Source organism: Pseudomonas putida (genome assembly GCF_001976065.1).
Classification (GTDB): domain Bacteria; phylum Pseudomonadota; class Gammaproteobacteria; order Pseudomonadales; family Pseudomonadaceae; genus Aquipseudomonas; species Aquipseudomonas serbica.
Genome location: NZ_MNAH01000003.1, coordinates 330,816 through 344,929, shown reverse-complemented (window position 1 = coordinate 344,929; position 14,114 = coordinate 330,816). Strand labels below are relative to the sequence as shown.

The following is a 14,114-nucleotide window of genomic DNA, read 5'->3' as shown; positions in this document are numbered from 1 at the left end:
GTCATGGCCCAGAGTCGGGCGGGCCGCCTGGCCCCCGTGGTGGAAATGGCCGAGAAGGCCGAGAAAACCGCGGTCCAGCGTTTGGGGCACTTCCAGGGCCAGGTCCGGCTGGCCGAAAGCAAGTTGGCCGACCTTGAAGCCTTTCGGCTCGACTATCAGGAACAGTGGATCGTGCGCGGCAGTGCCGGCGTGTCCGGCCAATGGTTGCTGGGCTACCAGGGCTTTCTCGCGCAATTGGGCACGGCCATCGATCAACAGCGGCAAAGCCTTGCCTGGCACCAGAACAACCTGAACAAGGCGCGGGATACCTGGCAACAGGCGTTCGCCCGGGTCGAGGGTTTGCGCAAACTGGTACAACGCTACCAGGACGAAGCAAGGGCGCTGGAAGACAAGCGCGAGCAGAAGCTGCTGGACGAATTGTCCCAGCGCCTGCCGCGCCATGATGCGTATTGATCGTTGCCCGGGAAAAGATCGCAGCCTGCGGCAGCTCAGGGTGAGCGCGAAACCCATGTAGGAGCTGGCTTGTCGGGGCGCCGCATCGCAGCGAAGAGGCCCGAAAGAACAATGCAATACCCAAAGCCGCCTTCGCCGGCAAGCCGGGCTCCTACAATGTTTTGTGTTGGCCATGAGTCCGTGGTTGTCCTCGGACCATGTAGGAGCTGGCTTGCCAGCGAAGAGGCCCGAAAAAACAATGCAATACCCAAGGCCGCCTTCGCCGGCAAGCCGGGCTCCTACAATGTTTTGTGTTGGCCATGAGTCCGTGGCTGTCCTCGGACCATGTAGGAGCTGGCTTGCCAGCGAAGAGGCCCGAAAGAACAATGCAATACCCAAGGCCGCCTTCGCCGGCAAGCCGGGCTCCTACAATGTTATGTGTTGGCCATAAGTCCTTGGCTGCCCTCGGACCTGTAGGAGCTTGCTTGCCAGCGAAGAGGCCCGAAAGAACAATGCAATACCCAAGGCCGCCTTCGCCGGCAAGCCGGGCTCCTACAATGTTATGTGTTGGCCATGAATCCGTGGCTGTCCTCGGACCATGTAGGAGCTGGCTTGCCAGCGAAGAGGCCCGAAAGAACAATGCAATACTCAAGGCCGCCTTCGCCGGCAAGCCGGGCTCCTACAATGTGTTGTGTTAGCCATAAGTCCTTGGCTGCCCTCGGACCATGTAGGAGCTGGCTTGCCAGCGAAGAGGCCCGAAAGAACAATGCAATACCCAAGGCCGCCTTCGCCGGCAAGCCGGGCTCCTACAATGTTATGTGTTGGCCATGAATCCGTGGCTGTCCTCGGACCTGTAGGAGCTGGCTTGCCAGCGAAGAGGCCCAAAAGAACAATGCAATACCCAAGGCCGCCTTCGCCGGCAAGCCGGGCTCCTGCAATGTTATGTGTCGGCCATGAGTCCTTGGCTGTCCTCGGACCTGTAGGAGCTGGCTTGCCAGCGAAGAGGCCCGAAAGAACAATGCAATACCCAAGGCCGCCTTCGCCGGCAAGCCGGGCCCTACAATGTTTTGTGTCGGCCATGAATCCGTGGCTGTCCTTGGACCTGTAGGAGCTGGCTTGCCAGCGAAGAGGCCCGAAAGAACAATGCAATACTCAAGGCCGCCTTCGCCGGCAAGCCGGGCTCCTACAATGTGTTGTGTTGGCCATAAGTCCTTGGCTGCCCTCGGACCATGTAGATACCGTCTTGCCAGCGAAGAGGCCCGAAAAAACAATGCAATACCCAAGGCCGCCTTCGCCGGCAAGCCGGGCTCCTACAATGTGTTGTGTTAGCCATAAGTCCTTGGCTGCCCTCGGACCATGTAGGAGCTGGCTTGCCAGCGAAGAGGCCCGAAAGAACAATGCAATACCCAAGGCCGCCTTCGCCGGCAAGCCGGCTCCTACAATGTTATGTGTCGGCCATGAATCCGTGGCTGTCCTCGGACCTGTAGGAGCTGGCTTGTCGGGGCGCCGCATCGCAGCGAAGAGGCCCGAAAGAACAATGCAATACCCAAGGCCGCCTTCGCCGGCAAGCCGGGCTCCTACAATGTTTTGTGTTGGGCATGAATCCGTGGTTGTCTTCGGACCTGAGCTGCTGAAGGCTGCGATCTTTTGATCTTGATCCCTGCCTTGCCCCAACCTCTACACGATGCTAAACCTTGTACAAGAAGGTTCACCAATGACAAGGAAGCCATGACATGTCAGTCGTTACAGAAGTCTCCCCGGACGGGGAAAAACTGACGATATCGGTCAAGGGACGATTCGATTTCGCCAAGCATCAGGATTTCCGAGCATCCTACGAAAACAAGGCGCTCAAGGCGGTGGTGGTCGACCTGAAAGAGGCCACCTACCTCGACAGTTCCGCCCTGGGCATGCTGCTGCTGTTGCGTGACCATGCCGGTGGCGACGATTCCGACGTTCGCGTGGTCAACAGCAATTCTGACGTGAGGAAAATTCTCGCCATCTCCAACTTCGACAAGCTGTTCGACATCAGTTGATCACCGTGCAGGCGGCAATCGAGTCGCTGACGATCCTGATCGCCGAAGACAGCGCGGCCGACCGCCTGCTGTTGTCGAGCATCGTCCGCCGCCAGGGGCATCAAGTGCTGACGGCGGCCAACGGCGCCGAAGCGGTCGAGGTGTTTCGCCAGCAACGTCCGCAACTGGTGTTGATGGACGCGATGATGCCGGTGATGGACGGCTTCGAAGCCGCCGCGCAAATCAAGGCATTGGCCGGGGAAACCCTGGTGCCGATCATCTTCCTCACCTCGCTGTCGGAAAACCAGGCGTTGGCCCGCTGCCTGGAGGTCGGGGGTGACGATTTTCTGGCAAAACCCTACAACCAGGTGATCCTCGCCGCCAAAATCAAGGCAATGGACCGCTTGCGGCGCCTGCAGGCCACCGTCCTGCAGCAGCGCGACCAGATCGCCAGGCACCATGAATACTTGCTCAATGAGCAGCGGGTGGCCAAGGCGGTGTTCGACAAGGTGGCCCATTCCGGTTGCCTGAATGCGCCCAATATCCGCTACCTGCAATCGCCTTATGCGTTGTTCAACGGCGACCTGCTGTTGGCGGCGTTCACCCCGGCCGGGGACATGCACGTATTGCTTGGCGATTTCACCGGCCATGGCCTGCCCGCCGCCGTTGGTGCCATGCCCCTGGCTGAAGTCTTCTATGGCATGACCGCCAAGGGGTACGGCCTGGCCGAAATCCTGCGCGAGATGAATGCCAAGCTCAAGCGCATCCTGCCGGTGGACATGTTCTGCTGCGCGACGATGCTGTGCCTGGGTTTCCAGAGTCGCTCGCTGGAGGTCTGGAACGGCGGCATGCCGGACGGCTATCTGCACCACATCGCCAGTGGGGAGCGAACGCCACTGACGGCGCGGCATTTACCCTTGGGTGTGCTGAGCCCGCACACCTTCGATGATCGCACCGAAGTGTTTCCGATGGCCGTGGGTGACCGGGTATTCCTGTTGTCCGACGGGGTGATCGACACCTGCGATGCCGATGATCAGCTGTTTGGCGTGCAGCGGTTACAGCAGGTGTTTGCCGCCAATCGTCAGCCTGACACCTTGTTCGAGGACATCGAGCAGGCACTGCGTGACTTTCGCGGTGTAGCCCGCGACGATGTCAGCATGGTCGAGGTCATCCTGACCGAGCTCGCGCAGGCGAGTTTACCGGCACCGGTCTATTCCGACAGCGGCCAGTCCTGCCCCCTGGACTGGTCGGCCAGTTTCGAGTTTCGCGCCGAGACCCTCAAGCGCTTCAATCCATTGCCCTATCTGTTGCAACTGCTCCAGGAAGTGCATGGCCTGCGGGCGCAGAGCGGGGCGCTCTACAGTGTGCTGGCGGAGTTGTACTCCAATGCCCTGGAGCATGGGGTGCTGGGCCTGGACTCCAGCCTCAAGCGCGATGTGTCAGGTTTTACCCGCTATTATCAACAGCGCAATACGCGCCTGGACGAATTGAAGGACGGTTATGTCCGGGTGCATTTACAGGTCACGCCAGAGGGCGAGGGCGGTTGCCTGGCGATTCGCGTCGAGGACAGCGGCAAGGGCTTTGATGTCGGGCAGGTGCTGCAGCGCCCCCCCGATCCTGTCCGCCTGTCCGGACGCGGCGTCAACCTGATCCGTCAGTTGGGTCAAAATGCGAGCTGGTCTGACGGCGGTCGAAGTGCCCGCGTGGAGTTTTACTGGAAGGCTCTGGCATAATCCGAAGATTCTTGATCAGGGAGCGAACAAGTGACTGAAGAACATCTTGACCTGGACGCGCTGAGCGCGTTGCGCGAAGTCATGGAGGACGCGTATCCGCAGTTGCTGGATACCTTTCTCGACGATTCCGAACAACGCCTGCAATCGCTGCGAGAGGCGGGGAAAGCTGCGCAGTTGATAGACGTGGCTCACAGCTTCAAAGGCAGCAGCAGCAATATGGGCGCCGTCAGACTCGTCGCGTTGTGTGGCGAACTTGAGAAGAATGCCGAAAAGCTTTCTTCCTCCCAAATCCAGGAGCTGATCGCTGCAATCGACGTAGAGTTCGCGATCGTGCGACCCCTTTACGAAGCAGAGCGGCAGCGGTCCCTGGCGGAAAACTGAGGCATAAGGCGCTTTTCGTTTTCACCGAGTGAAACTGGCTCGACCCTTGCAGTCAACTCTTCAACTGTACCTACGATCCCAGTGCAGCGGAGACCGTTAAATGCCCCTTACCCCCCAATCACTGCTCCAGGCTGCTGCTCAATCCAAGAGTCAGGCCAAGAGTCAATCCGTTTCAGCCCCTGCCACCGCAGTGATTGCCGAGCCCCGGGATAAGGCCTCCAGCTTCTCGCAGGTGTACGCCAGGCAAGCTCGGGACAAAGCCGTGTCGACCCCTGACACACCTTCGAAATCGGCACGAGACAAGGTTGCCGACAGCGTCGCCCGCAAGGATGTAGAAGATAAATCTGCCGCGCAGCAACCCGCCGTTGCCGATAGCGGCAATAACTTGCCCGCCGATAAACCGGCGCAAGCCGACGACAAGCCGGCCGATGCCGATTCGACGGACGCCGGACAGGCGCCGGTCGTCGATGCAGTGCCTGTTGATCCCGCCTCGGTGCCTGTGGTTGCGGCGCCTGCGTCGCCTGTGGTGGCGGATCCCGCCGAAGAGACGTTGGCGGCGCTCGTTGCGCCAGCCGTTCCCGCCACTGACGCCGGTTTCGATCCAGAAGCCGACCCACTCGACGCCTTGCCAGCCCTGCGCATGGCCATGGAGCAGAGCGGGCATGTCTCGGCTTCGAGCCAGGCACAACCCAAGGCGGCACCAGCCCAGGCCGACGGCGAGCTGACCGCGGCGCAGACCTTTGCCGCCGGCATGGCGAACATGCTCGATGTGCAAGCCGACAAGGACAGTACCGGCCAGGGGGGCGAAAAAGCCTTCGGGGGGCTGATCGATGCGGGCCTCAAGGACCTCACATCTGCCAGCAGCGATACCCGGGTCGATGATTTCGCCAACCGCCTGGCGGCATTGACCCAGGCGGCCACGCCGAAAACCGCCAACGCCGTGCCGGTCAACCAGCCTATCGCGATGCACCAGAGTGGCTGGACCGAAGAAGTGGTGAACCGGGTCATGTACCTGTCCAGCGCCAATCTCAAGGCGGCCGACATCCAGTTGCAGCCGGCCGAGCTGGGCCGCCTCGACATTCGGGTGAACATGGTGCCCGACCAGCAGACCCAGGTGACCTTCATGAGCGCTCATCCGGGGGTGCGTGAAGCGCTGGACAACCAGATGCACCGGTTGCGCGACATGTTCGCCCAACAGGGCATGGGCCAGGTTGACGTCAACGTCTCCGACCAGTCCCGCGGTTCGCAGGATCAGGGGCAACATCAGCAGGCGCAGAGCGGGCGGGCCAGTGCCAGCGGCGGTCGCCTTGACGCCATGGATGACGAGATCGCCCCGAGCGTGACGGAAGTGGCCGCAACGGCTACGCGGGTGATTGGCTCCAGCGCGGTTGACTATTACGCCTGACCCGGCGCTCAACCCGATCGTTCCCACGCAGAGCATTGGAGCGATCGGGCTTCCTGGATAGTTCTGGCATAACACTTGCTCCAGCCTTGCCGTGCGACTGTGAAAACCCGAATAGTGACGGATTATTGGCATGGCGAAGAGCGACGCAGCAGTAAAAGACCCCGCAACCAAAGGCAAACTCAAGCTGATCATCTTGATCGTGGTGGCGCTGCTGCTGGCGATCGGCTTGTCCGTTGGGGCGACCTGGTACTTCATGCACAGCGCCCAGAGCAAGCCTGCCGTCGTGGCTGAGACCGCCCCTGTGGGCAAGCAGCCAGCGGTTTTCGAGGCGATGGCCCCGGCGTTCGTGGCCAACTACAACCAGGGCGGCCGCCAGCGCTACATGCAAGTGAGCATTACCATGCTCGCGCGCAACCAGGCGGACCTGGACGCGCTCAAGGTGCACATGCCGGTAATCCGCAACAACCTGGTGATGCTGTTCTCCGGTCAGGACTTCGCGACCCTCGCCTCGCCGGTCGGCCAGGAAATGTTGCGCCAGAAGGCCACGGCCAGCGTCCAGGAAGTGGCGCAGAAAGAGCTCGGCAAAGTGGTGATCGAACAGTTGCTTTTCACTAATTTCGTACTGCAGTAGGAACACGACATGGCCGTGCAGGACCTGCTGTCCCAGGATGAGATCGACGCGCTGCTGCATGGCGTCGACGATGGTCTGGTACAGACCGATATCGCTGCCGAACCCGGCACCGTCAAGAGCTACGACCTGACCAGCCAGGATCGCATCGTCCGTGGACGCATGCCGACCCTGGAAATGATCAACGAGCGTTTTGCCCGCTACACGCGCATCAGCATGTTCAACCTGCTGCGCCGTTCGGCAGACGTGGCGGTCGGTGGCGTGCAGGTGATGAAGTTCGGCGAATACGTGCACTCGCTGTACGTGCCGACCAGCCTCAACCTGGTCAAGATCAAGCCGCTGCGCGGCACTGCGCTGTTCATCCTTGACGCCAAGCTGGTGTTCAAGCTGGTGGACAACTTCTTCGGCGGCGATGGCCGCCACGCCAAGATCGAAGGGCGTGAATTCACCCCCACCGAGCTGCGCGTGGTGCGCATGGTCCTGGAGCAGGCCTTCGTCGACTTGAAAGAGGCCTGGCAGGCGATCATGGAAGTGAACTTCGAGTACATCAACTCGGAAGTGAACCCGGCCATGGCCAACATCGTCGGCCCCAGCGAAGCCATCGTGGTGTCGACCTTCCACATCGAACTCGATGGCGGTGGCGGTGACCTGCACGTGACCATGCCGTACTCGATGATCGAACCGGTGCGCGAGATGCTCGACGCCGGCTTCCAGTCCGATCTCGACGACCAGGACGAGCGTTGGGTCAATGCCTTGCGCCAGGATGTGATGGACGTCGATGTTCCAATCAACGCCACCGTTGCCCGTCGCCAGTTGAAGTTGCGCGACATCCTGCACATGCAGCCGGGGGATGTGATTCCGGTGGACATGCAGGAAGAACTGGTCATGCGCGCCAACGGCGTGCCGGCCTTCAAGGTCAAGATGGGCTCGCACAAGGGCAACCTTGCGCTGCAAGTGATCGAGCCGATCGAGCGTCGTTGAGGCGGCGCCACTCCCCCTATTAATTGACTCTTCTGATTGAAGAGTTGTTCGCCGAGGACAAATGATGGCTGACCACATGAATACCCAGGACGACCAGGCGCTGGCTGATGAGTGGGCTGCGGCCCTGGAAGAAACCGGCGACGCCGGGCAGGCCGATATCGACGCCTTGCTGGCCGCCGATGCTGGCCGCTCTTCGTCCAACCGCCTGCCCATGGAAGAGTTCGGCAGCGTGCCGCGGAGCAACGAGCCGGTGAGCCTGGAAGGCCCGAACCTGGACGTGATCCTCGATATCCCGGTGTCGATCTCCATGGAAGTCGGCAGCACCGACATCAACATCCGTAACCTGTTGCAGCTCAACCAGGGTTCGGTCATCGAGCTCGATCGCCTGGCCGGTGAGCCGCTGGACGTGCTGGTCAACGGCACGCTTATCGCCCATGGCGAAGTGGTGGTGGTCAACGAGAAGTTCGGCATCCGCCTGACTGACGTGATCAGCCCAAGCGAACGCATCAAGAAGCTGCGCTGAGTGAAAAGGCTCTTGGGGTTTTTCTCGGCGCTGGCGCTTCCCTGCAGCGTGCTGGCCGCCGAGCCTGCGGCCCATGCCGCTGCTGCGCCGGTGGTCAACAGCGGCGTGGCCGGGCAGTTGACGCAGCTGGTGTTCGGCCTGCTGCTGGTGCTGGGGCTGATTTTCTTCCTCGCCTGGCTGTTGCGTCGGGTGCAACAGGCCGGGCCGGCCGGCAAGGGGCAGGTGATCGAGCTGATCGGCTCCCGCGCGCTGGGGCCCCGTGATCGCTTGATGCTGGTGCAGGTGGGCAACGAGCAGATCCTGCTCGGCCTGAGCCCGGGCACCATCACGGCGCTGCATGTGCTCAAAGAGCCGGTGCAGGTGCCGGGCACGACCGAGAAAGCCACCCCGGAGTTCGCCCAGCGCCTGATGGAGCTGATGGGCAAGGATCAGAAGGATAAGAAGTAATGGGTGCGCTGCGCATCGTCTTGACCCTGGCCATGATGCTGGCCGCGCCGCTGGCGCTGGCCGCCGATCCGTTGTCGATCCCGGCCATCACCCTGGGCACCAACGCCGAGGGCGCCCAGGAATACTCGGTCAGCCTGCAAATCCTGCTGATCATGACCGCGCTGAGTTTCATTCCGGCGTTCGTCATGCTGATGACCAGTTTTACCCGCATCATCATTGTCTTCTCGATCCTGCGCCAGGCCCTCGGCTTGCAGCAGACACCGTCGAACCAGATCCTCACCGGCATGGCGCTGTTCCTGACCCTGTTCATCATGGCGCCGGTGTTCGACCGGGTGAACCAGGATGCCTTGCAGCCCTACCTCGCGGAAAAAATGACCGCCCAGGAAGCCGTGGCGAAGGCCCAGGTGCCGATCAAGGACTTCATGCTGGCCCAGACGCGCACCAGTGACCTGGAGCTGTTCATGCGCCTGTCCAAGCGCACCGACATTGCCACGCCGGACCAGGCGCCGCTGACCATCCTGGTGCCGGCGTTCGTCACCTCTGAGCTCAAGACCGCGTTCCAGATCGGCTTCATGATCTTCATTCCGTTCCTGATCATCGACCTGGTCGTGGCCAGCGTGCTGATGGCCATGGGCATGATGATGCTCTCGCCGCTGATCATTTCCCTGCCGTTCAAGATCATGCTGTTCGTGCTGGTCGATGGCTGGGCCCTGATCATCGGCACCCTGGCCAGCAGCTTCGGCGGTGTCTCGCCATGACGCCAGAAGTCGCCGTCGACATCTTTCGCGAAGCGTTATGGCTGACCACCCTGATGGTCGCGGTGCTGGTGATTCCGAGCCTGCTCGTGGGGCTGTTGGTGGCGATGTTCCAGGCCGCCACCCAGATCAACGAACAGACCTTGAGTTTCCTCCCGCGCCTGCTGGTGATGCTGGTCACGCTGATCGTCGCCGGCCCCTGGCTGGTGCAGACCTTCATGGAATACATCCTGCAGTTGTACGGCAGCATTCCGCAGGTCATCGGCTAGACCATGTCGTCGCTGCTGCAGTTGACCGATACCCAGATCAGCACCTGGGTGGCGACGTTCATGTTGCCGCTGTTTCGCGTCGGCGCCTTGCTGATGGTGATGCCGGTGTTCGGCACCGCCCTGGTGCCCAAGCGCATCCGCCTGTATTTCGCTTTGGCCATCACTGTGGTCATCGCCCCGGGCCTGCCGCCGATGCCGCCGGTGAATGCGCTGGACCTGAGTGGGCTACTGCTGATTGCCGAACAGATCCTCGTCGGCGCGATCCTGGGCTTCTCCCTGCAACTGTTCTTCCAGGCCTTCGTGGTGGCGGGACAGATTGTCGCGATCCAGATGGGCATGGGCTTCGCCTCGATGGTCGACCCCACCAACGGTGTGTCGGTGGCGGTGATCGGGCAATTCTTCACCATGCTGGTGACGCTGCTGTTCCTCTCCATGAACGGCCACCTGGTGGTGTTCGAGGTACTCACCGAGAGCTTCACCACCTTGCCGGTCGGCAGCGGCCTGATGGTCAACCATTACTGGGAACTGGCCGGCAAGCTCGGCTGGGTGCTCGGCGCGGCGCTGCTGCTGGTGCTGCCGGCGATCACCGCGCTGCTGGTGGTCAACATCGCGTTTGGCGTGATGACCCGGGCCGCGCCGCAACTGAACATCTTCTCCATCGGCTTCCCGCTGACCCTGGTGCTCGGCATGTTCATCCTCTGGGTCGGGCTGGCGGACATTCTCAACCAGTATCAACCGCTGGCCTCCGAGGCCCTGCAGTTTTTACGCGAACTGGCACAGGCGCGCTGACTCATGGCTGAGAGCGAAAGCGGTCAGGACAAGACAGAAGACCCCACGGAGAAAAAGAAAAAGGATGCCCGGGAGAAGGGTGAGATCGCCCGGTCCAAGGAGCTCAACACCCTGGCGATCATGCTCGCCGGAGCGGGGGCGCTGCTGATCTTCGGTGGCGCCCTGGCCCAGGACATGATGGACCTGATGCGCCTGAATTTTTCCCTGTCCCGCGACGTGGTGCTGGACCAGCGCGCGATGGGCACTTACCTGCTGCACTCGGGGCAGATCGCCTTGCTGGCGATTCAGCCGGTCATGATCACCTTGCTGCTGGCGGCGATTATCGGCCCGATATCCCTCGGCGGCTGGCTGTTTTCCGCCGGCACCATGGCGCCCAAGTTCAGTCGCATGAACCCCGGCGCCGGCCTCAAGCGCATGTTTTCGGCCAAGGCCCTGACAGAACTGCTCAAGGCCCTGGCCAAATTCTTCATCGTCCTGTTCGTGGCCCTGGCGGTGTTGTCGGCGGACATCGACGACCTGCTGCGCATCGCCCACGAACCGCTGGATCGCGCCATCACCCACAGCCTGCAAGTGGTCGGCTGGAGCACCCTGTGGATGGCCTGCGGGCTGATCATCATCGCTGCCGTCGACGTGCCGATCCAGATCTGGGAAAGCATCAAGAAGCTGAAGATGACCAAGCAGGAAATCCGCGACGAGCACAAGGACCAGGAAGGGCGGCCGGAGGTCAAACAAAGGATTCGCCAGCTGCAACGCGAAATGTCCCAGCGCCGCATGATGGCGGCGGTGCCCGATGCCGACGTGGTCATCACCAACCCGACCCACTACGCCGTGGCCCTCAAGTACGACCCGGACAAGAGCGGCGCGCCAATGCTGATCGCCAAGGGCAGCGACTTCCTGGCGCTCAAGATTCGCGAAATCGCGGCGGCCAACGAGATCCTGCTACTGGAATCCCCGGCGCTGGCGCGGTCGATCTACTACTCCACGGAGCTTGAGCAAGAAATTCCGGGTGGGCTCTATCTGGCGGTTGCTCAGGTGTTGGCTTACGTTTACCAAATTCGACAGTATAGGGCGGGCAAGGGCAAACGGCCGGATCCGCTTAAAGATGATTTGCCGATTCCGCCGGATTTACGGCGGGATTCTTGATCAACTAACTGTTTGAGTCTTGAATTGCATTGAGTTTCTTACTATTGGTTGTCAAAAAGGGCGGAGCCCTGAATTTGAGTGTGGTTCAGTGGTTCGGAGTGAGTTTCGTATATCTTGAATATTGGCGTTGAGATCATTGGTCACGTCGGTGTTTGGATATAAAGAAACTGCTTCTATGATTTTCATTTTTGATTGACTTAGCTCTCGTATTATTGGAGGGGGTAATGCGAGGTTTTTTACTTCCTTTCGAGTATAGCGAAGCACAGCTTGTTTGCTAATATCCTGTAATGACTGCGGATTCATAGTTGTAGTGGGGAGGATGTCACGTGACAGGAGAGCTGTACTGGTGCGCCAAGTTTGACCAGCTGATAATTGTGCGGCTGGATTGGGTGGAAAAGGTAGGGGTATTGCTCCTGAACCTTGAAAAGACCGTGCGAATGAAGTGCTGATACGATCTTTTGCCCGGCTTGCCCAAGTCAAAAGACTCTTGATTATGATAGTTGAAAAGTGCCCTGTTTCATCTGTTCGATTTATTGGGTCGCCCAAGCAGTATGTGTAGAAATTCAACCCGCCCTCTCCAAACGGACTCAAGCTATCGGGACTGTTAAACCGCATCAACACTGGATTAAACGTCCGATACCCATTCCCCAGCAAATAACCCCCGGTCACCGGGTCCGGCCGTTCGCCGTTAAAGCCAAGCAGGCTGAGTAACCCGCTTTCAACAGGGCGGTGACCATAAAGCGAATAGGCGATGGGCTGCCGTGGATGATCGGCATTGAGCACCTGCAACACCGAACGCTGCTGATCGGTGGCCAACAGCGTGGAATCGGGTGCACCACTCTCACTCCGCTGTTGCGCCAACAGCTGATCACCATGCTGGACGATCGAATAGCGCATCGCCCCCTGTATCTCGGTGGCCAACCTGCTTTTGCAGTAAAAGCGCTGGCGCTCAGGGACATCTGGCAGTGCATGACCGATCAGTCGATCAAGGGGGTCGTAGTGGTATTGGCAGAGCAAGGTTTCACGCGACGATGTCATGGAGGGGGAGCTCCGAAGGTCCGAAGTGCGGAAGCTCAGTATTGGCGGTTTGGCAAGGGTTGGGTACTAGCAGAACTGATAGGTGTGCTGGGTTTGTGCGTTGGATTTGCTGAGCAGCAGCGCGCTTTCTGAGAGATTCGCTGGCAGTACCGGCCTCATCGCGGGCAAGCCCACACACAAGGTTCCGAGGAAAAGGGGACAGATTTAAAGAAAGCGGAAAGAAAGGACAAAGAACGGGAAAAGGGGACAGATTTATTTAATGCGGATTTATTTAATGCGCTGTCGATCATCGTTCTGCTGATGTGGGGAAAGGGGACGAATGGAAAAGCATGCCAAAATAAAGCTGTCTCCTTTTCGCAGCGCCGGCAAGGGCAAGCGCCCGGATCCGCTCAAGGATGACCTGCCGATCCCGCCGGATTTGCGTCGCGATTCCTGATTATTCCCGTCAGCTGCTCAATACACAGAAGCTGTGGGAGCGAGCCTGCTCGCGAAGAGGCCATACCTGTCAATTGGGACGGTGGCTGACACACCGCCGTCGCGAGCAGGCTCACCCCCATATGGCTTGAATCTCCCTCTTAATAGATGTTAAAACCGAAAGGATCGCGAAACCTCTGTTTCAACCGTTATCAAAAAACGGACAAATAAATTTATTCCCTTTCCTTTTCCCGTTAACTGGCGGATTTATAAGTTATTCGAGACGTGGTTCAGTGCCAGAAACCCATATGTCTCCGGTGTCTTTTGGAGAAAAGGGGACAGATTTATTTGCGAAATAAAAAGCGGACTTTCAAGGTCTCGTTAATTTTCGTCCTGCTTTTTTGCAGGCCTACCTTGCCCTCGACCTATTATTCGAAGCCCTGTGATGTTTTCTATTTCTTTCACAAAGCGGGAGGACYCTGTCAATTGCCCTCGTTGAAGGGCTTCTCTTATTAGCTCCAGCTCACCACTCGGGGCGACCTGCTCAACAAATTCTGTATAGCGATTACGGCGAGCAAGCTCAGTTTCGCCAAGCGCTTTAAAGCAGGGGTCGATATCCAGCCAGTTATTTGCTGCCGGTTCTACCACGCGAAGGTGGTAGCTGGACCAAGGATAACATTCTGCTCGGGAAACGAGATTGGCCCTCAYGGGATTCAGCTCAATGTATCGGCTGCACGCCAGAAGGTAGGTGTCAGATTGAACARCGCTGGATTTGTAACGGCTCTCCCATAGCGTGCCGGAACGTCCTTCCAGCTTATTTCGATAGCGAGTCATGCGAGCTGCGAGGGMTTTCATCAATTGTCCCAGGCTTGATGCAGCGTCACCAGGTGCAAGCAAAAGGTGAACATGATTGGTCATCAGGCAATAGGCATAAATGCGTACACCAAAAGCCTGCTTCAGTTCGCGCAGGTCCGAGAGGTAATACTCAAAATCAGCTGCGTCAGCGAAAACAAACAACCTGCCGATTGTGGCCTCGCTGTACGACATGGTGGGGGTAGTTGGGCAGTACAACGCGTCCTACTCTGGGCATGCTGTTTCCTACGTCCTTGCAGTGATACGGATAGCTTAGCGGGAGCGAAATACACCGTTCTTGTTTGTTGTTAA

14 protein-coding genes and 1 pseudogene are annotated in these 14,114 nt (G+C 59.4%); 13 read left to right on the top strand and 2 right to left on the bottom strand.

Annotated elements, in window-relative coordinates; genetic code table 11:
• Nucleotides 1-3 precede the first annotated feature (3 nt).
• From fliJ to flhB, 13 genes are all read left to right on the top strand, one after another.
• On the top strand, nt 4-453 hold the full coding sequence (gene fliJ, locus BKX96_RS12725; protein WP_046816900.1) for a flagellar export protein FliJ: 450 nt from the start codon (nt 4-6) through the stop codon (nt 451-453).
• 1,712 nt (nt 454-2,165) lie between these two features.
• The gene (locus tag BKX96_RS12715; protein ID WP_046816904.1) at nt 2,166-2,465 is read left to right on the top strand and encodes an STAS domain-containing protein; all 300 of its coding nucleotides are present in this window, start codon (nt 2,166-2,168) and stop codon (nt 2,463-2,465) included.
• A gap of 5 nt (nt 2,466-2,470) precedes the next feature.
• The gene (locus BKX96_RS12710; protein WP_046816914.1) at nt 2,471-4,177 is read left to right on the top strand and encodes an ATP-binding SpoIIE family protein phosphatase; all 1,707 of its coding nucleotides are present in this window, start codon (nt 2,471-2,473) and stop codon (nt 4,175-4,177) included.
• Nucleotides 4,178-4,207: 30 nt separating this feature from the next.
• Nucleotides 4,208-4,558 (top strand): Hpt domain-containing protein, encoded by a 351-nt coding sequence (locus BKX96_RS12705; protein ID WP_046816905.1) that lies wholly within the window; start codon nt 4,208-4,210, stop codon nt 4,556-4,558.
• A gap of 100 nt (nt 4,559-4,658) precedes the next feature.
• Entirely contained in the window at nt 4,659-5,963 is a 1,305-nt protein-coding gene (locus BKX96_RS12700; protein ID WP_077184072.1) for a flagellar hook-length control protein FliK, read from the top strand.
• A gap of 130 nt (nt 5,964-6,093) precedes the next feature.
• Nucleotides 6,094-6,594: a flagellar basal body-associated protein FliL gene (fliL, locus tag BKX96_RS12695; RefSeq protein WP_046816907.1), complete on the top strand. Its 501-nt coding sequence runs from the start codon at nt 6,094-6,096 to the stop codon at nt 6,592-6,594.
• Nucleotides 6,595-6,603: 9 nt separating this feature from the next.
• On the top strand, nt 6,604-7,572 hold the full coding sequence (gene fliM, locus BKX96_RS12690; protein WP_046816908.1) for a flagellar motor switch protein FliM: 969 nt from the start codon (nt 6,604-6,606) through the stop codon (nt 7,570-7,572).
• A 64-nt stretch (nt 7,573-7,636) separates the two neighbouring features.
• The gene (gene fliN, locus BKX96_RS12685; RefSeq protein ID WP_046816915.1) at nt 7,637-8,095 is read left to right on the top strand and encodes a flagellar motor switch protein FliN; all 459 of its coding nucleotides are present in this window, start codon (nt 7,637-7,639) and stop codon (nt 8,093-8,095) included.
• Nucleotides 8,096-8,542, top strand: a complete 447-nt coding sequence (fliO, locus tag BKX96_RS12680; RefSeq protein WP_077184071.1) for a flagellar biosynthetic protein FliO — start codon at nt 8,096-8,098, stop codon at nt 8,540-8,542.
• Complete coding sequence (gene fliP / locus BKX96_RS12675; protein WP_077184070.1) at nt 8,542-9,300, top strand: flagellar type III secretion system pore protein FliP; 759 nt, start codon at nt 8,542-8,544, stop codon at nt 9,298-9,300. The genes fliO and fliP overlap by 1 nt, the downstream gene beginning before the upstream one ends.
• Nucleotides 9,297-9,566, top strand: coding sequence for a flagellar biosynthesis protein FliQ (gene fliQ / locus BKX96_RS12670; RefSeq protein ID WP_046816911.1), 270 nt, complete (start codon nt 9,297-9,299; stop codon nt 9,564-9,566). Before fliP ends, fliQ begins: the two co-directional genes overlap by 4 nt.
• A 3-nt stretch (nt 9,567-9,569) precedes the next feature.
• On the top strand, nt 9,570-10,355 hold the full coding sequence (gene fliR, locus BKX96_RS12665; RefSeq protein WP_046816912.1) for a flagellar biosynthetic protein FliR: 786 nt from the start codon (nt 9,570-9,572) through the stop codon (nt 10,353-10,355).
• Nucleotides 10,356-10,358: 3 nt separating this feature from the next.
• Nucleotides 10,359-11,498, top strand: a complete 1,140-nt coding sequence (gene flhB / locus BKX96_RS12660; RefSeq protein WP_077184069.1) for a flagellar biosynthesis protein FlhB — start codon at nt 10,359-10,361, stop codon at nt 11,496-11,498.
• 51 nt (nt 11,499-11,549) lie between these two features.
• On the opposite strand, the gene BKX96_RS31875 is transcribed toward flhB, so the two are convergent.
• On the bottom strand, nt 11,550-12,536 hold the full coding sequence (locus BKX96_RS31875; RefSeq protein WP_082240490.1) for an RHS repeat-associated core domain-containing protein: 987 nt from the start codon (nt 12,534-12,536) through the stop codon (nt 11,550-11,552).
• A 795-nt stretch (nt 12,537-13,331) separates the two neighbouring features.
• A pseudogene (locus BKX96_RS12650) lies at nt 13,332-14,040 on the bottom strand (transposase).
• Between the last annotated feature and the right edge of the window lie 74 nt (nt 14,041-14,114).